The 21,325-nt window shown below is 59.1% G+C and carries 19 protein-coding genes; 8 read left to right on the top strand and 11 right to left on the bottom strand.

Annotated elements, in window-relative coordinates; genetic code table 11:
- Window positions 1–176: 176 nt before the first annotated feature.
- From C2E19_RS15545 to C2E19_RS15535, 3 genes are all read right to left on the bottom strand, one after another.
- A complete protein-coding gene (locus C2E19_RS15545; protein WP_129393877.1) occupies window positions 177–1,478 on the bottom strand; it encodes an FAD-binding oxidoreductase in 1,302 nt (433 codons plus the stop codon).
- On the bottom strand, window positions 1,475–2,563 hold the full coding sequence (locus C2E19_RS15540; protein ID WP_129393875.1) for a polyamine ABC transporter substrate-binding protein: 1,089 nt from the start codon (window positions 2,561–2,563) through the stop codon (window positions 1,475–1,477). The genes C2E19_RS15545 and C2E19_RS15540 overlap by 4 nt, the downstream gene beginning before the upstream one ends.
- A gap of 159 nt (window positions 2,564–2,722) precedes the next feature.
- Complete coding sequence (locus C2E19_RS15535) at window positions 2,723–4,081, bottom strand: glutamine synthetase family protein (protein ID WP_129393873.1); 1,359 nt, start codon at window positions 4,079–4,081, stop codon at window positions 2,723–2,725.
- 162 nt (window positions 4,082–4,243) lie between these two features.
- Between C2E19_RS15535 and C2E19_RS15530 the strand changes: the two genes are divergently transcribed.
- Both C2E19_RS15530 and C2E19_RS15525 read left to right on the top strand, forming a co-directional pair.
- Window positions 4,244–5,158 carry a helix-turn-helix domain-containing protein gene (locus C2E19_RS15530; protein ID WP_129393871.1) on the top strand — a complete coding sequence of 305 codons (915 nt, stop codon included), beginning with the start codon at window positions 4,244–4,246 and terminating at the stop codon, window positions 5,156–5,158.
- A 362-nt stretch (window positions 5,159–5,520) separates the two neighbouring features.
- The gene (locus tag C2E19_RS15525) at window positions 5,521–6,036 is read left to right on the top strand and encodes a cupin domain-containing protein (RefSeq protein WP_129393869.1); all 516 of its coding nucleotides are present in this window, start codon (window positions 5,521–5,523) and stop codon (window positions 6,034–6,036) included.
- Window positions 6,037–6,218: 182 nt separating this feature from the next.
- Here the strand turns inward: C2E19_RS15525 and C2E19_RS15520 are convergent, their stop codons facing one another.
- Complete coding sequence (locus C2E19_RS15520; RefSeq protein ID WP_129393867.1) at window positions 6,219–6,830, bottom strand: dTMP kinase; 612 nt, start codon at window positions 6,828–6,830, stop codon at window positions 6,219–6,221.
- Window positions 6,831–7,043: 213 nt separating this feature from the next.
- On the opposite strand from C2E19_RS15520, the gene C2E19_RS15515 reads away from it, so the two are divergent.
- From C2E19_RS15515 to C2E19_RS15495, 5 genes are all read left to right on the top strand, one after another.
- Entirely contained in the window at window positions 7,044–8,177 is a 1,134-nt protein-coding gene (locus tag C2E19_RS15515; RefSeq protein WP_129393865.1) for an aminotransferase class V-fold PLP-dependent enzyme, read from the top strand.
- Window positions 8,178–8,317: 140 nt separating this feature from the next.
- On the top strand, window positions 8,318–8,728 hold the full coding sequence (locus C2E19_RS15510) for an ASCH domain-containing protein (RefSeq protein WP_129393863.1): 411 nt from the start codon (window positions 8,318–8,320) through the stop codon (window positions 8,726–8,728).
- 154 nt (window positions 8,729–8,882) lie between these two features.
- Entirely contained in the window at window positions 8,883–9,794 is a 912-nt protein-coding gene (locus C2E19_RS15505; protein WP_129393861.1) for a bestrophin family protein, read from the top strand.
- Window positions 9,795–10,079: 285 nt separating this feature from the next.
- On the top strand, window positions 10,080–12,485 hold the full coding sequence (locus C2E19_RS15500) for a glucose/quinate/shikimate family membrane-bound PQQ-dependent dehydrogenase (RefSeq protein ID WP_129393859.1): 2,406 nt from the start codon (window positions 10,080–10,082) through the stop codon (window positions 12,483–12,485).
- Between the two features lie 113 nt (window positions 12,486–12,598).
- The gene (locus tag C2E19_RS15495) at window positions 12,599–13,897 is read left to right on the top strand and encodes a carbohydrate porin (protein ID WP_129393857.1); all 1,299 of its coding nucleotides are present in this window, start codon (window positions 12,599–12,601) and stop codon (window positions 13,895–13,897) included.
- Between the two features lie 210 nt (window positions 13,898–14,107).
- Here C2E19_RS15495 and C2E19_RS15490 read toward each other — a convergent pair whose 3' ends face one another.
- From C2E19_RS15490 to C2E19_RS15470, 5 genes are all read right to left on the bottom strand, one after another.
- A complete protein-coding gene (locus C2E19_RS15490; RefSeq protein ID WP_129393855.1) occupies window positions 14,108–15,292 on the bottom strand; it encodes a DUF2252 family protein in 1,185 nt (394 codons plus the stop codon).
- Between the two features lie 74 nt (window positions 15,293–15,366).
- Window positions 15,367–16,713, bottom strand: coding sequence for a glutamine synthetase family protein (locus tag C2E19_RS15485; protein WP_129393853.1), 1,347 nt, complete (start codon window positions 16,711–16,713; stop codon window positions 15,367–15,369).
- 21 nt (window positions 16,714–16,734) lie between these two features.
- Window positions 16,735–17,292 carry a helix-turn-helix domain-containing protein gene (locus C2E19_RS15480; protein ID WP_129393851.1) on the bottom strand — a complete coding sequence of 186 codons (558 nt, stop codon included), beginning with the start codon at window positions 17,290–17,292 and terminating at the stop codon, window positions 16,735–16,737.
- A gap of 37 nt (window positions 17,293–17,329) precedes the next feature.
- Complete coding sequence (locus C2E19_RS15475) at window positions 17,330–18,619, bottom strand: FAD-binding oxidoreductase (protein ID WP_129393849.1); 1,290 nt, start codon at window positions 18,617–18,619, stop codon at window positions 17,330–17,332.
- A gap of 96 nt (window positions 18,620–18,715) precedes the next feature.
- Window positions 18,716–19,081 carry a helix-turn-helix domain-containing protein gene (locus tag C2E19_RS15470; protein WP_129393846.1) on the bottom strand — a complete coding sequence of 122 codons (366 nt, stop codon included), beginning with the start codon at window positions 19,079–19,081 and terminating at the stop codon, window positions 18,716–18,718.
- A 101-nt stretch (window positions 19,082–19,182) separates the two neighbouring features.
- Here C2E19_RS15470 and C2E19_RS15465 point away from each other — a divergent pair, with 101 nt between their 5' ends.
- Complete coding sequence (locus C2E19_RS15465; protein WP_129393844.1) at window positions 19,183–19,932, top strand: SDR family oxidoreductase; 750 nt, start codon at window positions 19,183–19,185, stop codon at window positions 19,930–19,932.
- Between the two features lie 54 nt (window positions 19,933–19,986).
- On the opposite strand, the gene C2E19_RS15460 is transcribed toward C2E19_RS15465, so the two are convergent.
- A complete protein-coding gene (locus C2E19_RS15460) occupies window positions 19,987–21,105 on the bottom strand; it encodes an aryl-sulfate sulfotransferase (RefSeq protein WP_129393842.1) in 1,119 nt (372 codons plus the stop codon).
- A 61-nt stretch (window positions 21,106–21,166) separates the two neighbouring features.
- On the bottom strand, window positions 21,167–21,322 hold the full coding sequence (locus C2E19_RS29005; RefSeq protein ID WP_164979433.1) for a hypothetical protein: 156 nt from the start codon (window positions 21,320–21,322) through the stop codon (window positions 21,167–21,169).
- Window positions 21,323–21,325: the final 3 nt, after the last annotated feature.

Genomic DNA, 21,325 nt, shown 5'->3' with positions numbered 1-21,325 from the left:
CGATTGATTGGGCACTGAGCGTCAGGAACGCAAAAGCACCTCATCAATATAGAAGTGCTTGGCGATAGAGCAAATCCGTATAGCGCATGCACCCCGATTTCCCTGTATTGATCGTTCCCACGCGGAGCGTGGGAACGATCATCGCAGCCTGCGGTAGCTCCTACAGGGGGTTGCGGTTAGCCGAGGATTTCGCGCAGGCGATACCAGAACATGCCCAGTGCCAGCAGCGGCGAACGCAATGCCGGGCCGCCGGGGAAGGTCATGTGCGGCACACCGCTGAACACGTCCATGCCTTGGCTGTGTCCGGCATGAATCGCCTCGCCGAGGAGTTTTGCGCACCAGTGCGTGACGTTCAGGCCATGCCCGGAATAGCCCTGCGCGTAGAACACATTCGGGTGTTGCTTGAGACGCCCGACCTGCGGGAAACGGTTGGCGGTGATGCCGATCTTGCCGCCCCACTGGTAATCGATGCGCACGTCCGCCAGTTGCGGGAAGACCTTGAGCATCTTCGGCCGCATATAAGCAGCGATGTCCGCAGGATCGCGCCCGGAATAATGACAGGCACCGCCGAACAACAAGCGCCGGTCAGCCGAGAGCCGGTAGTAATCGAGGCCGACTTTCTGGTCGCACACCGCCAGATTCTGCGGGATCAGTTGCGCGGCGCGCTCCTCGGACAACGGTTCGGTGGCAATGATGTAACTGCCGGCCGGCAGTACTTTGCCACTGAGTTGTTGTTCGAGTTCATCCAGATGCGCATTGCAGCCGAGCACCAGACTGCCGGCCCGCACCGTGCCATGGGCGCAACGCACCTGCACCGTCGCGCCGTGGATGATCTCACGCACTTGGCTCTGCTCGAAAATCCGCACGCCAAGTGATGCCGCCAGCCGCGCTTCGCCTTGCACCAGATCCAGCGGGTGCAGATGACCGGAACCCATGTCCAGCAGCCCGCCGGCGTAGATGTCGGAGTTGACCACTTGCTGGCGGATCTGCTCCGGGCCGATCAGGCGGGTTGCGTGGGAATAACCGAGCTCAGCGAGATCGACCAGCTCATCCTTGAACGCATCGAACTGCGCGGTGGTGTTGGCCAGGTCGCAGAACCCCCAGCGCAGGTCGCACTCGATGCCGTTGTCGCCGATGCGCTGGCGCACCAGATCCACCGAATCGATGCCGGCGCGCTGCAAATAACGCACACCGTCCTGGCCGACATACTTGGCGAAGCCGTCGACGTCATGGCCGATGCCACGAATCAACTGTCCGCCATTGCGCCCGCTGGCGCCCCAGCCGATGCGCCGGCCTTCGATCAAAATCACCGAGAGCCCGCGCTGCGCCAGTTCAATAGCCGTGTTGACCCCGGTGAACCCGCCGCCGATCACGCAGACATCGGCGCTCAGATCACCTTCCAGTAGCGGATAAGGTGTAGTCGCCCGAGCCGAAGCGGCGTAATAGGAACGGGCGTGTTCTTCGGTGTACTGATTCATTTGTTCGACTTCACTTTGCTCCAGGACCGGGTCATCAGACGCATGATCGCTTGAGGCGGGGTGGTAGAGATGTAGAGTTTGTCGAGGACTTCCTGCGGCGGATAAACCTCAGGATTGTTGACCAGCGCCTGATCCATGTATTGCTTGGCGGCCGGGTTCGGGTTGGCGTAACCCACCGAGGCGCTGACCTTGGCGATCACTTGCGGATCGAGCAGGTAATTAATGAAGGCGTGGGCTTCCTTGGTGTTGCTGGCATCGGCCGGAATCGCCAGCAGGTCGAACCAGAGGTTGGCGCCTTCCTTGGGAATGGCGTAGGCGATGTTCACGCCGTTCTTGGCTTCCTTGGCGCGGTTGGCGGCCTGGAACACGTCGCCGGAATAACCGAAGGCTACGCAGATGTCACCGTTGGCCAGATCGGAGACGTATTTCGACGAGTGGAAATAGGTGATGTACGGACGAATGCTCAGCAGTTTCGCTTCAGCTTTTTTGTAGTCTTCAGGGTTTTCGCTGCGCGGGTCCATGCCCATGTAGTTGAGCACGGCGGGGAAGACTTCGTCGGCGGAGTCCATCATCGACACACCGCACTGGGTGAGTTTTTTCAGGTTCTCCGGCTCGAACAGCACGGCCCAGGAGTCGATGTGATCGATGCCCAGCACCTGCTTGACCTTGTCGACGTTGTAGCCGATGCCGTTGGTGCCCCACAGATACGGCACCGAGTGCTCGTTGCCCGGATCGTTTTTCTCCAGCAGTTCGAGCAGTTTCGGGTCGAGGTTCTTGAAGTTCGGCAGTTGCGAGCGATCCAGTTTGAGGAACGCGCCGGCTTTTACCTGACGGGCGAGAAAGTGGTTGGACGGCACGACCACGTCATAGCCAGTGCGGCCGGCGAGGAGTTTGCCTTCCAGGGTTTCGTTGGAGTCGAAAACGTCGTAGATCACCTTGATTCCGGTTTTGGCCTGGAAGTCGGCGAGGGTGGTTTCGCCGATGTAGTCGGTCCAGTTGTAGACGCTGACTTGGGGTTGGGCGTGGGCTACTGCACTGAACAGCACGCTCAGGGCGACCGGGATTACGGATTTCAACAGACGCATATCGACACCTCTGGTTATTGGATTTTTCAGGTGGTTCGCTAATCCCCATGTGGGAGGGGGCTTGCTCCCGAAAGCGGTGTGTCAGTCGACATCAATAGTGAATGTGCCGACGCTTTCGGGAGCAAGCCCCCTCCCACAGGGATTTGTGCAGATTTGGGGTTAGACGCTCATCATCAGGAACTCACGCTCCCACGAGCTGATCACGCGCTTGAAGTTCTCATGCTCGGCGCGCTTCACTGCGACGTAGCCACGCACGAACTTGTCGCCGAGGTAGTGCGCGACGGTCTCGCACTCTTCCATCTGCGTCAGCGCTTCTTCGATGGTGATCGGCAAACGCAGGTTGCGGCGTTCGTAGGCGCGGCCTTGTACCGCAGCGCTTGGCTCGATGCCGTCAACCATGCCGATGTAACCGCAGAGCAGGCTCGCGGCAATCGCCAGATACGGGTTGGCATCGGCGCCCGGCAAGCGGTTTTCGACGCGCATGGCTTCCGGGCTGGAAGTCGGCACACGCAGGCCGACGGTGCGGTTTTCTTCGCCCCATTCGACGTTGACTGGCGCTGATGTGTCCGGCAGGAAGCGGCGGAACGAGTTGACGTTCGGCGCGAACATCGGCAGCACTTTCGGGATGTATTTCTGCAAACCGCCGATGTAATGCAGGAACAACTCGCTCATCTGCCCGTCGGCGTTGGCGAAGATCGGCTTGCCGGTGGCGATGTCCACCACGCTCTGGTGAATGTGCATGGCGCTGCCCGGTTCATCGCCGATCGGCTTGGCCATGAACGTCGCGGCAACGTTGTGCTTGAGCGCGGCCTCACGCATGGTGCGTTTGAACACGGTGATCTGGTCAGCCAGGTCCAGCGCGTCGCCGTGACGGAAGTTGATTTCCATCTGCGCCGGTCCGTCTTCGTGGATCAAGGTGTCGAGATCCAGACCTTGCAGTTCGCACCAGTCGTAGACGTCTTCGAACAGCGGATCGAATTCGTTGGCGGCATCGATGGAGAACGATTGCCGACCGCTTTCCGCGCGGCCCGAACGCCCCAGCGGTGCTTTGAGCGGCAAGTCCGGGTCTTCGCAGCGCTGGGTCAGGTAGAACTCCATTTCCGGCGCAACGATCGGCTTCCAGCCCTTGTCGGTGTAGAGCTGCAAGACTTTCTTGAGGACGTTGCGCGGCGACAGTTCGATCGGGTTGCCGAACTTGTCGAAGGTGTCGTGGATGACGATGGCGGTCGGTTCGATCGCCCATGGAATCACGTAGACCGCGTCAGCCACTGGCTTGCAGACCATGTCGATGTCGGCAGGATCGAGCAGGTCGTAGTAGATGTCGTCGTCGACAAAATCCCCGGTTACCGTTTGCAGCAGCACACTTTCCGGCAGGCGCATGCCTCGCTCATGCAGGAACTTGTTGGTCGGTGCGATCTTGCCTCGGGCAATGCCGGTCAGGTCGCTGACCACACATTCGACTTCGGTAATCTTGTGATCTTTCAGCCACGTGAACAGCTGATCGAAAGGGGCATTCATAAAGACCTCGTTATTGGTTTTATAGACGCCGGGGAGGGCGGGTTTCATCTTCCGCCCCTTCCCCTGTGGCGCGTTGACGACTATCTTGGGCGAGCCTTGCAGTTCCATCTATCCACTTTAAGCAGCACCAAAGCGCACCAAAAGAGTGCGCAAGGTCACCCCATGACAACGTGCAATCCGCTCCAGGTTCAAGCGTTCAACACCGCCGATGTGGCTGAGCAAGTCCGTGTGACACCTGGCTGGGTCCAGCATTACCAGCAGATGTCGCCGGGGCATTTCGCCGGGCAGATCCGCTATCTGGACCTGCAGGGCGTCGAGATTTACGAAGAGCAGATGAACACCCGGGTCGAGCAGAATTTCAGTGCGCCATCGGGTGCCTTGGCGTTCTGTTTTGATCGCAGCGACAACGCGCTTTATCTGCTTAATGAAGAGAGCCGCAACATCTGGATCACCCCGGAGAACTACCAGGAAATCGCCGTGGTGTTCGGCGCCGAATTTGTCCGCCAGCAGGGTCTGGATGTGGCAAAGCTCGAAGGCTTGTTCATGACCCAGCTCAATTGCGGACAGAACGCCTTGTTTACTCGCTGGTTAAGCTCGACTCTCACGAAGTTGTCGCAAGCCGTTGATCCACTTGATAAAGATGGTTTGACTCGACAGCTGCTGGACGACTGTCTGTTCATCCTCGACAACGCGCGCGTGTGCCTGGACGGCGGCGGGTTACAGCGCAGGACCGAGGAGCGCATCATCATGAAGCGCGTTGCTGAATGGGCTGCGGATTCGCCTGAAGAGACCGTCAATCTGATGGAGCTTTCGCACGTGGCGCGGGTGTCGCTGCGGCAGTTGCAGCAAGCGTTCAAGGCGTATACCGGCATGACGCCGAGCCACTGGTTGCGCCTGCGCCGATTGAACAGCGCACACCGCGAACTGCTCAAACGCCAGCCCACCGAAACCACCGTCGCCGAAGTGGCCATGCACTGGTCGTTCTGGCATCTGGGGCGGTTTTCCAGCAGCTACCGGGCGCTGTTCAACGAGTTGCCCAGCGAGACGCTGAAACGGTCGGTCATGATCCGCGGATAGACGGGCGTTCGGGCAGGGCGAGGGGAGGCGGAGCTGGCGACGCACGTCCGTCAGATTGCTGCCGGGTAGGTGAGCGTGTCTGCGCCGAGCGCAGACTGGCGTGGATCTCAGTGCGTTTCACTGCGGCGCAGGCTCGCCGCTCAGTGATCGACCATCGGCGGATTTGCCAAGAGCTGTTTGCTGTGGCGTTCGGACGCAGGGGAATCAACGTGTAGCGGATTGCCGGGTCCTACGTTTGCCCTTTAATCAAGGCACGGGATGGGGCATTGTTTGTGTGTTGAGGCGAGGCTGATTGCTAGCTCTACTAAATGACCGTTTAGTAGAGCTATCAATAATATTCAATAAAAACAATGGAGTAGGTCATGATTAAAGCTAAAGCCAGCGCGCAGGACGTGATTACTGCGCTGAATCTTGAGCCTCATGTCGAAGGCGGCTATTTTCGCCGAACCTACCAATCCGACCATCGCGACAGCCTGGAAACCGCCGGCGGTCCACGCTACCTGATGACCTCGATTTATTACCTGCTGACAGAACAATCACCAGTGGGCCAATTCCATTTCAATCGCTCGGACATCCTGCATTATTTTCATTTGGGCGACGCCATCGAATACAACCTGATTCACGCTGACGGCTCATTGCAAACGTTGGTCATGGGCAGCGACGTCCTGGCTGGCCAACATCTGCAATTACACGTGCCTGGCGGAATCTGGAAAGCTTCGCGACTGCTGGACGGCTCAAATGGATTTGGATTGATCAGCGAGGCAGTTTCACCCGGTTTTGATTTTGCAGATATGGAGATGGGCGATCGAGAGAAACTCACGGCGCAGTTTCCACAGCATCGAGCGCTGATTGAAAAGTTGACGCGTGGTGATGGTTGAGGGGGATGGATTTGAAGGAAGCACTTGGTGTTGGGATAAGAGGCTTTGGCGTGATGCTGGAGATTGAAATGTTCTGAGGCACAGGGCTCATCTTGAAATACGTTGTTACGTGTAATGTATATTATGTTAAATAATGTATTAGGCTACGCACGCTTACAACAACTCAGTCTCCATCTCGACAATCACCCAAGCACTTTATAAATCTCAGCAACCACCTGCGTCACAGCATCCTCAACCGTTCCCTCATTACGACACAACACCCACCCCTGATCCGCAACCGCGCGCTCAAACATCTCGGTACACGCGACATGCTCAGCGTGCTTCTGAATCACCGTGCCGCCCAGTCCCCGCGAGCGTGCCGTTGCTCTCGCCCAAGAAATATCCGCAGCGGTAACAACGCCAACATGCAGATCTGGCACTCGCACATTCCTGTCCAGGTTCAACTGAAGAATCTCCGCAAACGGCACCGTATGCCGAAACGCAGCATCCGACGGATACCAGCGATCGATCAGGATAATGCTGTCCAACGGCTGTTTAGGCAGAACGTTTCGCGAGATCCAGCTACGGCTATCAGCAAGTCGCTGACACACAGCCCACTCCAGATCCCGGGACGGATTTCTCGCGAGTTGGTTGATAAGGGCCATGGTTTCACCCCTGTAAGGATCGCTTTTTCTCTCGCAAAGTCGGATGACTTTCAGGTTTTCTGACCTTAATGCTGCGGTAACGGCTTCCAACAGTGTGGTTTTGCCGGTGCCTTTTGGCCCATCCAGAGAAACAAACAGCGGACGATTCATTGTTCAAACAACGATTGAGAGAATGACGAGCACTCTATCTCATTTATGAAATTCAATGAGCGCATCCCTGCCCTTGCCTACACTTCCATCCCTCTGGTCTGTGCACCAGACATTTGATTGGCACGCACGCTGACCCGTGCCAGCAATCTTGTCATTTCCCAACGCTTAAGGCAGGGTCGATACCACTGACATCTCTGCCAAAGGAATTACGCCATGTCGAAGCTCTATCCCAGTATCGATCCCGAGGGGTTGGTCGAGTACTCCGTGGTCTACACCGACCGCTCGCTGAACCACATGTCGCAGTCCTTTCAAGCGGTGATGAAGAATATTTCCCAGACCCTGAAACAGGTCTACAACGCCGAGGCGGTTGCGGTGGTGCCGGGTAGCGGCACATTTGGCATGGAAGCGGTGGCGCGGCAGTTTGCGACCGGCCAGCAATGCCTGGTGATACGCAATGGCTGGTTCAGTTATCGCTGGAGCCAGATCCTTGAGATGGGCAACATCCCGGCGGCCACCACGGTGCTGAAAGCGCGCCCCGTCGACGCCGGTCACCAGGCTGCCTATGCCCCACCGCCGCTGGACGAAGTGCTGGCAGCCATCGCTGCGCTTAAGCCGAAAATTGTCTTCGCTCCCCACGTTGAAACGTCCTCCGGGATTATCCTGCCCGACGAATACCTGCGGGCCGTCGGCGACGCCGTGCATGCAGTGGGTGGCCTGTTCGTGCTGGACTGCATCGCCTCGGGCACGCTTTGGGTTGATATGCACAAATGCGCCGTCGACCTGCTGATCAGCGCCCCGCAAAAAGGCTGGAGCGCCTCCCCTTGCTGCGCGCTGGTGATGTTCAGCCCTTTGGCCCTTGAGCGCATCGAACACACGCAAAGCAGTAGCTTCGCCTGCGACCTGAAAAAGTGGCTGCAAATCATGCAGGCCTACGAACAGGGCGGCCACGCCTACCACGCGACCATGCCGAGTGATTCCCTCGCGCGGTTTAACGACGTGATGAAGGAGACGCAAGCCTACGGTTTCGACAAGATTCGCGACGCACAACAGGCTCTCGGCGATCAAGTACGCGCCATGTTGACCGGCAAGGGTTTCAAAAGCGTGGCCGCTGAAGGCTTTCAGGCCCCAGGTGTGGTGGTGAGCTACACCGACGATGCCGACATCAAAAACGGCAAGAAATTTGCCAACCACGGTCTGCAGATCGCCGCCGGCGTGCCGTTGCAATGCGACGAACCGGCCGACTTCCAGACCTTCCGCATCGGCCTGTTTGGGCTGGAAAAGCTGCAGAATATTGACCGTACGGTGAGCACGCTGGAGCAGGCGCTGGATGAGGTGATGGTTGGCTGAGACCTCAGCGGCCTCGCAAGTCAAAGCCATCGCAGAGTGAGGATGTTTGAACGGCTCAGACGATCGTGGCCGCAAAGTTGAAGTACGGCGGTGCAGCAGGCCATGTCGAATGACCATGGGATTTTTAAAGGGACTTAATGATGAGCATTATTGATGATTTAAAGGCCAAGTACCCCGGAGCCATTGCGTGGCCGTTTGGAGATACTCCAGAAATGGCAGATGAGCTGGCAGAACTGGTCGCCAAAGGAGTAAAAACGGCGACATGCAGTTCCCTTTCGTCATTCAAACTTGAAAGTGAACCGCCCACTATCGGCGGTTACAACATTGTTCTAAATGGTAACGGCGAACCTGTCTGTGTCACTCGAGTTACTTCGATGCGCATCGTTCGTTACTGCGATGTGGATCAGAACCTTGCAAGAAAGGAAGGTGAAGGGGATCTCAGCCTCAGGTACTGGATGCAAGGTCATAAAGATTTTTTCCAAAGAGAGGGCTCGTTCAACGAGGCCATGGAACTTGTGGCAGAGGAATTTGAGTTGATCGAAATGTTGTAAAAAAGCCAGCGGCTGTCGTTTCCCCCCGCGTAAGCATGAATGCCTGAGTACATATCCGGACGAACAATCGCTGCATTGCAGCGCCGAACCTTTCACCGCATACCGCCGTCCGAGCTAAGGCATCAATGCTTCCCGCTCGCCACGAGGTTTCCGTTTGAAAGCTGCCATCGTCAAAAAATACCGTTTGATCATCAAGACCCTGGGCTATGTCGGCTGGGCGTTGTTCTGGCTGTTGCTCTGGGACATCGCCGTCACGGTCGACTTCATGCTGTTTCTCAACGCCAAGCTGAATTTGCCGCTGATGCCCCTGACGTTATTGGGTTCGGCATTGATCGTGCTGATCAGTTTCCGCAACAGCAGCGCCTACAACCGTTGGTGGGAAGCGCGGACATTGTGGGGCTCGATGATCAACAGTTCGCGCAGCTTCGCCCGGCAGGTGCTGACGTTGCTGGATGACCCCGGCAGCGAGGTGAATCCGGTCAAGTCGACGTTGTTGCGCCGCCACGTTGCTTACGTCAATTGCCTCGCGGCGCATCTGCAAGGTTTGCCTTGTCCCGATGAAATCCGGGCGTTTATTCCCGCTGATGAATTCGCCCGCAGTGGCACGACCAATAATTTCGCCAACGACATCCTCACCGGCTCCGCTGCGCTCCTGGCGCGGGAATACAAGGCCGGGCGGCTGGACAGCATTCGTCTGGCACGGCTGGAGTCGACGCTGGTGGATCTTTCGAACAGTCAGGGCGGTATGGAGCGGATCGCCAATACGCCGCTGCCCTACCCTTATGTGTATTTTCCGCGCCTGTTTATTTCGCTGTTCTGCCTGATCGTGCCAGTGGGACTGGTGGAATCGTTGGGTTGGTTCACGCCGCTGGCCTCGACCGTGGTCGGTTTTATGCTGTTGGCCATCGAGCGCATTGGCACGGATCTGCAGAGTCCGTTTCGCCACAGCGAGCATCAGATTCAGATGGAAGCGTTGTGCGAAACCATCGAGAAAAACCTGCAGTCGATGCAGCGTGATTCTTTGGACACTGAACGGCGCAGCGAAGCGTCCCCACAGCCTTTGTAGGAGCTGCGGCACGCTGCGATCTTTTGATGTTGATTGTTTAAAGATCAAAAGATCGCAGCGTGCCGCAGCACCTACAGGAAATCGTTGGCTGTCATAACTTACGGTTTATTTGGCGAAAACGCTGTTTTTTGAGATTTCTCGTATTTATCCCGCCCGTTGAAGAGCGCGCTTCCCGTTGAAAGACAGACCATTCGGCAGTGATCTGCGCTTTACGCCGAATTGATGATTTAACTGGATAGTTAACTAACTATATAATGGCCATCTCATTTCAACGGGACACTCAACGTGAAGCAGAGTCAACGCCTCTCGGGCATATCAAAATTCATTCTGGTCGGGCTGGGCGTCGTCATCGCCCTGCTCGGCTTGGCGCTGGCTGCGGGCGGCGTGAAGTTGGTCAGCCTGGGAGGGTCGTGGTACTTCCTGGTGGGTGGCTTGGTCATGGCCGTTTCCGGTCTGCTGATCGCGCGCTTCAAGCCGGCCGGTGCGTGGTTGTTTGCCGCATTTCTGGTAGGCACCGCGATTTGGGCGGTGAGCGATGCAGGTCTGGTGTTCTGGCCAGTGTTCTCGCGCCTGTTCATGTTCAGTGTGATCGGCCTGGTCGTGGCGCTGGTTTATCCGCTACTCAAACGTGCCAACGGCGGCGTTGCGGGTCGCGGCACTTACGCCGTGGCTGCGGTGCTGGCGGTTGGCGTGGCTGTGGCGGCTGGCAACATGTTCGTCGCACATCCGACCGTTGCTGCCACCGGCACTGGTCCGGGTCTTACTCCGGTTGAGCCGGACAAGGCGCAAAAAGACTGGGCGCACTACGGCAATACCGAAGGTGGCAGCCGCTTCGCTGCGCTGGATCAGATCAACCGCAACAACGTCGACAAGCTGAAAGTTGCCTGGACCTATCACACCGGTGACGTCGCCGAGAGCGATGGCAACGGTGCTGAGGATCAGCTGACCCCGCTGCAAATCGGCAACAAAGTGTTCATCTGCACCCCGCACAACAATTTGATCGCGCTTGATGCCGACACCGGCAAAGAACTGTGGAAGAACTCGATCAACGCGCAGTCGAAAGTCTGGCAGCGTTGCCGTGGCATGGCGTATTTCGATGCCACCGCTTCTATCGCCCAGCCAAGCAATTCGACGATCATCGAAGCCAAGCCTGCGCCGGCCGCCAATTGCCAGCGTCGTCTGCTGACCAACACCATTGATGCCCGCCTGATCGCGGTCGATGCTGACACCGGCGAGTTCTGCCAGGGTTTCGGCAAAAATGGCCAGGTGGATCTGAAGGCTGGCCTCGGCGATGTGCCGGACAGCTACTATCAGTTGTCTTCCGCGCCGTTGATGGCCGGCACCACCGTGGTGGTTGGCGGTCGCGTGGCGGACAACGTGCAGACCGACATGCCGGGTGGCGTGATCCGTGGTTTCGACGTGATCACTGGCGCCATGCGCTGGGCGTTCGACCCGGGCAATCCGCAGGATAAAAAGGCCCCGGCAGACGGCAGCACTTACGTGCGCAGCACGCCGAACAGCTGGGCACCGATGTCGTACGACCCGGCCACCAACACCGTATTCCTGCCGATGGGCAGTTCGTCCACCGACATTTATGGTGTCGAGCGCAGCAAACTGGATCACACCTACGGCGCCTCGATCCTCGCGCTGGACGCCACGACCGGCGCCGAGCGCTGGGTGTTCCAGACCGTGCACAACGATCTCTGGGACTTCGACCTGCCGATGCAGCCGAGCCTGATCGACTTCACCAAAGACGGCAAAACCGTTCCCGCGCTGGTCATCGGCACCAAGGCCGGGCAGATCTACGTCCTCGACCGCGCCACCGGCAAACCGCTGACCGAGGTTAAAGAAGTACCGGTCAAAGCGGCGAACATCCCGAACGAACCGTACTCCCCTACCCAGCCGAAATCGCTGGGAATGCCGCAGATCGGCGCGCAGCACCTGACCGAAGCGGACATGTGGGGCGCAACACCGTACGACCAGTTGCTCTGCCGCATCGACTTCAAAGGCATGCGCTACGACGGCCTGTACACCGCGCCGGGCATGGACAAATCATTGAGCTTCCCGGGTTCGCTGGGCGGCATGAACTGGGGCAGCATCTCGACTGACCCGGTGCACGGTTTCATCTTCGTCAATGACATGCGCCTGGGTCTGTGGATTCAGATGATCCCGTCGCAGAACAAAGGCCAGGCCGCTGGCGGTGGCGAAGCGCTGAACACCGGCATGGGCGCCGTTCCGCTGAAAGGCACGCCTTACGCCGTGAACAAAAACCGCTTCCTGTCGGTGGCCGGCATTCCGTGCCAAGCGCCGCCTTTTGGCACGCTCACCGCGATCGACATGAAAACCCAGAAAATCGCCTGGCAAGTTCCGGTCGGCACGGTTGAAGACACCGGTCCACTGGGCATCCGCATGCACCTGCCGATCAAGATCGGTCTGCCGACTCTCGGCGGCACCCTGTCGACCCAAGGTGGCTTGATCTTCATCGCCGGCACCCAGGACTTCTACCTGCGCGCATTCAACAGCGGCAACGGTGAAGAAATCTGGAAGGCACGTCTGCCAGTCGGCAGCCAGGGCGGCCCGATGACGTACGTTTCGCCGAAAACCGGCAAGCAGTACATCGTCATCACCGCCGGCGGCGCTCGTCAGTCGACCGATCGCGGCGATTACGTCATGGCCTACGCCTTGCCGTAACCCGTTGCTGGCACCGGCCCACGCGATTACTGCGTGGGCACATCGAAAAACGCGGTGCCTGAGGGCACCGCGCTTCGTTCTATTGCGCACATGTTTTCAGCAGGAAGATTCACATGGTTTTGGCTGTTGGTTTCTCTCGTTCCGATCTGTTCAAAGGCCTGTTGCTCGGCCTGACTTGCACCACCGCCCTCCCCGCGCTGGCCGCTGACGATTCCGATCTGTTGGCCCGCAGCACCCTCACCGGTGACTGGGGTGGCTTGCGTCACCAGATGGATGAACAAGGCGTCAAGTTCTCCGGCGACTACAGCGGCGAAACCGCCTACAACGCTGACGGTGGCTTGCATCGCTCGGCGCGCTACTCGCAGAACATCAAGCTCGGTGTGCAGTTCGACCTGAGCAAGTTGTACGGCTTCGACAACGCCGGCAAGGTCCAGCTGACCATCAACGACCGTCGTGGCAACAGCGCTTCGGAAGACCTGGTCGGCAACCGTCTGCCGATTCAGGAAAACTACGGTGGCCTGTACACGCGCCTGACCGAACTCAGTTACGAGCGCAGCCTGTTCACGCCCGCGCTCAACGTCAAACTCGGCTACATGGCCATGGGCAACGACCTCGGTGGCCTCGACAGCGGCATTCTCTGCAACTTCATGAACGCCGGATTCTGCGGCCACCCGCTGAACATGTCCGGCGGCAGCGGCTGGACCAACTACCCCAACGCGCACTTGGGCGTGCGGGTGAAGTACGACCTGTCGTCGTCCTGGCAATTGCGCGTGGCGGCGTTCAACGTCGACCCGGAAAGTAACGGCAACTCCAGCCGCGCCTGGCACATTGGCCCGAAACACACGACGGGCACCGTGGTGCCGATCGAGTTGGTGTACAAGCACTCCGGTGAGCTGCCCGGCGAATACAAGGTCGGTTACTACTACGACAGCTCCGACGTGAAACGCATCGGCAGCGACAAAGACGTGTCCGGTCGTGGCGGTCATTACCTGCTGGTCGATCAGGCCGTGTGGAGTTCACCCTCGTCTGTAGGCCGCAGTCTGCACGCGTTCGGTCAATACTCGGCGGCCAGCGATGCAGCCTCGCCGTTCAGCAAGTGGTACGGCACCGGCGTGGTTCTGTACAAACCGTTCGAGGGCCGCCCGCATGACACCGTCGCGCTGGGTTATGGCCGCGCCGTACCCAACCCGCGCAGCCGCGATGTGCAGCAAGACGCCGCACTCGCCAATGGCACCGCGTTCCCGAATCTGGACAGCGCTGAACAATTGATCGAACTCGGTTACGGCTATCAAGCCACACCTTGGCTGACCCTGCGCCCGAACGTGCAATACATCATCGAACCGGGCGCGTTCTCCGGACAAGACATCGACAACGCCCTGATCGTGGGCCTGCAAGTAAAAGCCGCCCTCTAACCCCCAACCCTGTGTAGGAGCTGCCGCAGGCTGCGATCTTTTGATCTTTCTTTAAGATCAAAAGATCGCAGCCTTCGGCAGCTCCTACAGGGATTTCAGGATTTCAGGATTTCAGTTGTTTCAGGGATTTCAGTTGTTTCAGGGATTTCAGGGATTTCAAGGGTTTCAAGGGTTTCAAGGGTTTCAGTGGTTTCAGTGGTTTCACTGGGTTCAGTGTTGCAGTGCATACCGGCGGCAATGCTCCAGATAGCCTTTCTCGTGACTTCCGACCAACTGCACAACGCTCGACCATAACCACGACGGCGCATCGAGGGTCTTTGAACGGCACGCCTGCAGATCGCGCATCCATGAAGCCCGCGTCGCCAGGTCCATTTGCCGCGCATGGGCGATCCCGACCACTCGCGCCAGATAACCCGCCGCCAGCATGGCATCGCGTTGGCTCAACTGATCGAGTTCCAGCTTCATGTCTTGCGGCAGCAATTCGCGGATAAAAAAACCATGGTCGAGCACCCGTGTCGCAATCATCCGGTTACCCAATCCCGGCGATAGAAACCGCGCCCCTTCGACCACCCGTTTACCGTTGTCCCGCGGCATCCGCGCTCTGGCCGCACGCGGTGCAGCAGCGGCCACTGCTTCCTTGATATCGAGCAGGCAGAAGTCCTGATCATCGTCGTCGCCCACGCCCAAAAGCACCGCGTAACGGTTCAAACCCAAAGAGCTGCAGCCTTTGACCCAATACGCCGAGTCGAGCAATTTGACGCGGTCATCCTTCGACCGTCCCTTCAATGCAGTCACCAAACCATGGATTTCATCGGTCGAGCACAGGGTCTTCAGCGCCGCACGTTCTGCGCGCGAAAGGGACCAGAAGTGTTTGCCCAAGGGAATCGTCGGTTTGGTGTTCTCGATGCGTTCCTGCGCCAGATGCTTCCAGGTGCGTTGCACGGCGTTGCGCATGCCCGCCTTCACTTGCGCCGGGCGCGGCGGTTCTTTATCGACATCGTCGACAAAGGCCTGCTCGTAGCCGCGCATCATTTCTTCGAGCATGCGTGCGGTAGCCACACCGGGCAGATCGGAGCCTCGCGCTGCCGTGGCCAGTGACAACGCCAGCCTGACGAGATCGTGTGCGGGGTTACCGATGACAGTCTGATCAAGGTCACGAATATGGATGTCGATCCGCCCTTTCAAATCGCCAGTGGGGCCGAGGTTACCGGCGTGACAATCGCCGCAGATCCACACCGCCGGTCCGTGCGGCAGGCGCCGGCCGGGCTGGCTGTGCAGCCATTCATAAAACTGCACGGTGCTGCCCCGAACATAAGCATGAGCCGACCTCGCCATCTTGAAGTTTCGCAGTTGCGAAAGGGTTTCCAGGCGTGCGGAGGGACGAGGTGTTTTCATGGGGACTTCTGGCAGGGGATGAACTCTGTTGACCCCTGCCTTCGGTCGAATGTTTCAAGATATTACAAGATCAATCACAAATACCACCGATACTCCCGCGCATTGATCTCCTGCATGAACGCCTGATGATCCTGGCGTTTGTTCTCGCAATAGACATCGACAAACTCGGCACCCAAGCCTTCACGCAACTGCGGCTGATGCTGCATTGCGCGCACGGCTTCAAACATCTCCTTGGGGAAATCAATGCCGCTGCTGCGATCCTCATTCAGCGGCGCAATCGGCTCTTTGCGTGCTTGCAGCCCATGTTCCATGCCCACCAGAATCGCTGCCAGCACCAGATACGGATTGGCATCCGCTCCGGCGAGGCGATATTCGATGCGCAGGTTCTTCGCGTCCGATTCAGGAATGCGCAAGCAGGCATCGCGATCCTCAAAGCCCCAACTCGCCTGGGTCGCCGTATTGACCGTGCCGCCCAAACGGCGCATGGCGTTCTGGTTCGGGGCGAAGATCGGCATGCTGTGCGGCAACAATTCCAGGCACCCCGCCACGGCATGGCGCAACGGCTGTTGCTGATTCGCCGCGAGCAGATTATTGCCCGCCGCGTCGTACAGGCTGACATGCACATGCATGCCGCTGCCCGGGTGCTGCAAATAAGGTTTGGCCATGAAACTGGCGCGATAGCCGTGTTTGAGGGCAACCCCGCGCGTACTGCGGCAGAACAACGCCGACCAATCGGCCGCACGCAAACCGTCATCGAGGTGGCCGAAATTGATTTCGAACTGACCCGGCCCAAGCTCCGCAGTGATCACCGTGGCATCGATGCCTTGCGCCCGCGTCGCCTCGACCATGTCATCCAGCACCGGGGCAAACCGCGACAGGCGTTCAATGTGCATGTTCGGCTGATCATCAGCGTCGTCGCTCAGTTCGTCACGGGGGAATTGCGGCAGACCGTCGCGCAGCTTTTTATCGAACAGATAAAACTCCAGCTCAAACGCCACCACCGGATGAATGCCTTTGCGTGCCAGCCGGTTCAGCACCTGCGCGAGGACTTCACGCGGTTCGAATTCAATCGGCTTTTCGGTGCCGTCCGAGGTGATCAACATCTGTCCCAGCGGCTGCGCTTCCCAGGTCACCGGTTTCAATGTGCCCGGCACCAACCGCCGCAGCGCATCCGGATCGCCGTCGTTGAAGCAGTAATCGCCAATCTTGAACAGCCCGCCCTGCACGCCCAGCAACACGCAGTTCTGCGGCAATTTGAGTGCACTGCCCGCCGCGACTTTTTCGAGCATGTCGACGGGATAGCGCTTGCCGTAAAAATGCCCGGGGATGTCCAGGGAAATCAGCTCGACATAACGCACTTCAGGGTGTTGTTGGCGAAACGCACGCACTTCAGCCAGCAGGTCGGCGCAGACAGCGTCCATCGTGTTCATCCTTTATTGTTCTCAGGTGTAGACCCACAGCACTCGCGTGAGCTGTTCGGTGAGATTGCCGTAGCGGCAACGGGTGTGGCTGTCGAACTGAAAGCTGTCGCCGGCCTTCAGCGTGGTCGGTTCCGGGTCATCGCCGAGCCACAGCGTCAGCTCGCCTTCGAGCACGTAACCGCCCTGCTCCGAGCTGTCCGTCAAATGCCGGTCGCCACTGCTGGCGCCTGCTTCCAGATGACTTTCGAGCATCGAGAACGAGGCGCGCATCTGTGGCGACACCAGAATGTCGGTAATGCCGTTGGCGTAATACAACGTGCGGCGCTCGTCCGGGCGCGTCACCCACGGCAACTCTTTGGGCTTGGGCAGGCTGTAGAAGTAGGTGGTCGGCACGCCAAAGGTTTCGCTGATCGCGGTCAGGTCGGCGACGGTTGGCCGTGACAGGCCGCGCTCGACTTGCGAGAGAAAACCCACCGAGCGCCCGATCCTGTCGGCCAGTTCCTTAAGGGTGCACTTCTTGTGTTTGCGCAGGTCGTGGATGAGGATCGCCAGCGCGGCAATTTCTTCTTGCTTGTTCATGGTCGGGGTTCCAGAAAAGGCTCCGCAAAATGTCTCATCAGACGCTGTCGCGCAGTCGATACCAGGCTTTGCCGATGGCTTCCAGCGGCGCCGCGAAGTGTTTGCCGCCGGGGAAACGGCCGTTGCTCAGGCCTTGGTACAACGCCAACTCGTCGGCGTCGCCGAGAATCGCATCAGATACCGCGCGGGCGGCGGCCAGCGTCGGCAACACGCCGTGGCCGGAATAACCTTGCAGCCAGTACCGGTTGCCCTCGCGTCCGACATCAGGCGTGCGTTTGAGGGTCAGATCGATGTGCCCGCCCCAGGCGAATTCAACGTCGACGCCTTTCAGTTGCGGGAAAACGCGTTGCAGAAATGGCCGGGTCGCCGCCGCGATATCCTTGGGCATACCGCCGAGATAGGTGCAGCCGCCGCCGAACAACAGACGGTGATCGGGGGTACGCCGGAAGTAATCGAGGACGAACTGGTTGTCGGTCACGCAGACGTTACTCGGCAGCAATGTGCAGGCTTGTTCGGCTGTCAGTGGCGCCGTGGCGACTTGATAAGTGCCCACCGGCAAGATGCAGCTGGACAGTTGCGGATCGAGTTCATCCAGATAAGCGTTGCAGGCGAGGATCAGCACATCGGCGCGAACCGAACCACGCTCGGTGTTGACCCGAAAACCACTGCCCTCCTCCTGATAATTGAGCGCTTTGCTTTGTTCATGAATCTGGCCGCCGGCACGCTCGATGGCGGCGGTGAGGCCGAGGGCCAGTTTCAAAGGATTAAGGTGCGCACCTTCCGGGTCGTACAGCCCGGCCTGATAACGATCACTGGCGACCCACGCCGGCAGCTCTTCACGAGGGATGAACTGCAAGGCGTCGTGGCCCCATTTGTGGCTGGCCTCGTGTTGCCATTCGCGCAGCAGGCTGACCCGACGCGGCATGACCGACGTCCACAAATGGCCGGGACGATAATCACAATCGAAATCATGGCGCGCCGGCAACGCCCGCAATTCCTCGGCAGCCCAGCGCATGCCATCCCACAGGCGCCTGGCCCGTTCATGACCCAGTGCAGCTTCCAGCGGCGGCATGTCGCACGACCAGCCGAGAATCGCCTGCCCGCCATTGCGCCCCGAGGCAGCCCACGCCACCCGACTGGCCTCCAACAAGGTCACGCGTTTACCGGCCAGCGCCAGGCGCAACGCTGTGTGCAGGCCACTGAAGCCTGCGCCGATGATCACAACGTCAGTCTGTTGTTCGCCTTCCAGCGCAGGTCGGGTGCACAGGATATCGGCGCAACTGTGGGCGTAATAGCTGTCGACGTGCTGCGTGGATTGCTGAAACATTCGCGACCTCGTGAAATTATCTTTTTATAATTTCATGAAAATCTACAGAATAAATTTCACGCGAGCAACCCACCTGACCGTGCATATGAAAAAGCCTCAGACGCTGCGAACCACGGGATCTCGCAGTTGATCGGCATTCACGCGCATCCACTGCGCCAAGGAGTCCAATGTCTCGCGCAGTGTCTGGCCCAGCGCCGTGATCCGGTACTCCACGCGCGGTGGCACCTGGGCGTACACCGTGCGCGTCACCAGCCCGCGCTGTTCGAACAGGCGCAGTTGCCGGGTCAGTTCTTTCTGGGTAATCGGCGCGACGGCGCGCTGCAATTCACTGAAACGCACCGGGCAATCGAGCACGATCAACCGATAAAGAATCGGAATCGCCCACTTGCCGGAGATCAGGCTGACGAAGTCCACCATCGGACAGCTCGGTATCGCAGTTTGCAGTGCTGATTGTTTGTTCATGAGGATCACATCCGTGCCTTGGTATGCAAAAGGTGCCTACTGGTCAAAGGATACTAACGCTCTGAGAATGGCCTCTCCAGCTCATTACAGGGATGCAGCACATGTCGAGACTGAAAAACAAATTCGCGTTGATCACCGGCGGCACGGCGGGCATTGGCCTGGAAACCGCGCGCCAGTTCCTCGAGGAAGGTGCAACCGTTGCGGTCACCGGACGCAGCGAAGAAGCCCTGGCGGCCGTCAGGGAAGAATTCGGCGAACGTATCCTCGCCATTCGCAGCGATGCCGGTGATGTCGCAGGCCAGTTGGCATTGGCCCGACAGATTGGCGAACAGTGGTCGCGGCTGGACGTGTTGTTCATCAACGCCGGTGACGTCACGCACCGCTCGATCGAGGACTGGGACGAAGCGAGCTGGGATCAGCTCATGCAGACCAATCTCAAAGGCCCGTTCTTCCTGATCAAGGCACTGCTGCCGTTGCTGGCGAATCCATCGTCGGTGATTCTCTGTGGTTCGGTCGCCGCCAGAATCGGACTCGCCCAGAGCAACGCCTATGCCGCGAGCAAGGCGGGTCTGTTGTCCTTGGCGCGGACGCTTTCCGGCGAGCTGATCGGGCGCGGCATCCGCGTCAACGGACTCAGCCCCGGCCCTACTGAAACGGCGGCGCTGGACAAGCTTGGCTTGCCCGCCGCCGAGCAGGATGCGTTGCGTGAACGAATCCGCCAATTGGTGCCCATCGGCCGGATGGGCACCCCGTGGGAACTGGCGAAAGCTGCGGTTTACCTGGCCTCGGACGAATCGACGTACGTGGTGGGCAGCGAGCTGTTGGTCGACGGTGGCGTCGGCAACTTATAGCGTCGCCCGCTCAAAAATCGTAGCGCGCGGTCATGCCCAGCGTTCGCGGCGTCGTCAGTCACGCAGCCATGCAAGGTCTGCGCGCTGATAACGGTGGGCACGGAAGATCGCGTTGTTCTCGCCCGGCAGATAACGTCGGGAGGCGGCATCGGGATAGGTCGCGAAGTGCGGATTGACGTATTCCCACACCACCTCGCCGGCAGGCGTCACTTCGAACAGTCGACCGAAATTGGCTTCGGTGATCAGCGTGTTGCCGTTGTGCAAACGCTGTGCACCGCCCATGAACGGGGTGAAAAACGCATAGCCAGGGGTGTCAGCGTATTGCCATTCGATGCGTTGCGTGTGCGGGTTGATTTCGACGATGCGCGAGTGCGGCATGCTCACGTGCGGACGGAAGATGCCGTTGTCGAAGACCAGCACGTTGCCGTTTTCCAGTTCGCTTGGGCAATGTTGCTGGGCCACCAGATCGTGGCCCAGACGCCACAACACTTCACCGCTGCCACGTTGCACGGCAATCACCGAAGACACGCTGCGCAGGCTGAGGATCACCTTGCCGTCGCGGCCCGGCGTGACCGCATTGGTCATTGGCCAGTGATGCCGTTCGAAGGCCGAGTGCAGCGGATAGTCTTCAGGTCGCAGGTGCTCCCAGCTGCGCCACTGCCAGACCACATTGCCTTGACGATCTATCTCCTTGACCACGTCGGCATAAATCACCCCGCCTGGCGCCTCGCTGCCGGGAATCCCGCCGACCACGCGTTTGGCCAGCTCTGCGCTCAACGGCTCGGCCGTGGTGTAGAGCAGATGTCCGTTATCCAGCCACTGCGCATCGTGGTGATGGAGCAGATCGGTGTGCTGCCAGACCACTTCGCCCTCGGGGGTAACTTCGCTGAAAGCACCGCCGTGCCACACCGACCAGCCCGGGAACAGGTCCGGCGAATCGGGATGGTTGCCGTTGTAGCCTAGGTTGCCGTTGGCCAGAATCACCGCGTCACGACCGGGACGTTGCGGCAGTTTCCAGCGGTGCACGACTTCGCCGTCGAGGTCGATCAGGAACACATTGCCGTCCGCCGTTTGCGGGGCGAATAGCGTGTAACCGCCGGCACTGCGGGCATGATCGACAGCGATCAGACCGGTTTTGCGCCGCTTGAGGGTGGTGGTTTCGAGATTAGGCATGACTTTTCTCCAGGCGTGAAAATCCCCGCCGCCTGCAACGCGGCAAGGTGAACTGAGTGGGTTACGGGTTGTTCGGCAGCAGCTTGTTGAAGCGGTCGTCGAAGATTTGCTCGACCTGTAACGTCAGCGTGGTCTCAGCGGTAGCAGCCAGCGCGTTCAGGTACAGGGCGACGTGGCGGGTCAGCGAATACTTGGCAGCTAGAGGTTTTACCGGCATTGT

This window comes from Pseudomonas sp. DTU12.3, from assembly GCF_004124275.1.
GTDB classification, from domain to species: Bacteria; Pseudomonadota; Gammaproteobacteria; order Pseudomonadales; family Pseudomonadaceae; genus Aquipseudomonas; species Aquipseudomonas helmanticensis.
This window is presented reverse-complemented; position numbering and strand designations above follow the sequence as displayed.

Coding starts and splice junctions, on each gene's coding strand:
- C2E19_RS15525 (WP_129393869.1), top strand. CDS start 5,521: ATGATTAAAGCTAAAGCCAGCGCGCAGGACGTGATTACTGCGCTGAAT.
- C2E19_RS15520 (WP_129393867.1), bottom strand. CDS start 6,830: ATGAATCGTCCGCTGTTTGTTTCTCTGGATGGGCCAAAAGGCACCGGC.
- C2E19_RS15480 (WP_129393851.1), bottom strand. CDS start 17,292: ATGAACAAGCAAGAAGAAATTGCCGCGCTGGCGATCCTCATCCACGAC.
- C2E19_RS15465 (WP_129393844.1), top strand. CDS start 19,183: ATGTCGAGACTGAAAAACAAATTCGCGTTGATCACCGGCGGCACGGCG.
- C2E19_RS15460 (WP_129393842.1), bottom strand. CDS start 21,105: ATGCCTAATCTCGAAACCACCACCCTCAAGCGGCGCAAAACCGGTCTG.
- C2E19_RS15515 (WP_129393865.1), top strand. CDS start 7,044: ATGTCGAAGCTCTATCCCAGTATCGATCCCGAGGGGTTGGTCGAGTAC.
- C2E19_RS15545 (WP_129393877.1), bottom strand. CDS start 1,478: ATGAATCAGTACACCGAAGAACACGCCCGTTCCTATTACGCCGCTTCG.
- C2E19_RS15470 (WP_129393846.1), bottom strand. CDS start 19,081: ATGAACAAACAATCAGCACTGCAAACTGCGATACCGAGCTGTCCGATG.
- C2E19_RS15510 (WP_129393863.1), top strand. CDS start 8,318: ATGAGCATTATTGATGATTTAAAGGCCAAGTACCCCGGAGCCATTGCG.
- C2E19_RS29005 (WP_164979433.1), bottom strand. CDS start 21,322: ATGCCGGTAAAACCTCTAGCTGCCAAGTATTCGCTGACCCGCCACGTC.
- C2E19_RS15535 (WP_129393873.1), bottom strand. CDS start 4,081: ATGAATGCCCCTTTCGATCAGCTGTTCACGTGGCTGAAAGATCACAAG.
- C2E19_RS15495 (WP_129393857.1), top strand. CDS start 12,599: ATGGTTTTGGCTGTTGGTTTCTCTCGTTCCGATCTGTTCAAAGGCCTG.
- C2E19_RS15485 (WP_129393853.1), bottom strand. CDS start 16,713: ATGGACGCTGTCTGCGCCGACCTGCTGGCTGAAGTGCGTGCGTTTCGC.
- C2E19_RS15490 (WP_129393855.1), bottom strand. CDS start 15,292: ATGAAAACACCTCGTCCCTCCGCACGCCTGGAAACCCTTTCGCAACTG.
- C2E19_RS15475 (WP_129393849.1), bottom strand. CDS start 18,619: ATGTTTCAGCAATCCACGCAGCACGTCGACAGCTATTACGCCCACAGT.
- C2E19_RS15540 (WP_129393875.1), bottom strand. CDS start 2,563: ATGCGTCTGTTGAAATCCGTAATCCCGGTCGCCCTGAGCGTGCTGTTC.
- C2E19_RS15530 (WP_129393871.1), top strand. CDS start 4,244: ATGACAACGTGCAATCCGCTCCAGGTTCAAGCGTTCAACACCGCCGAT.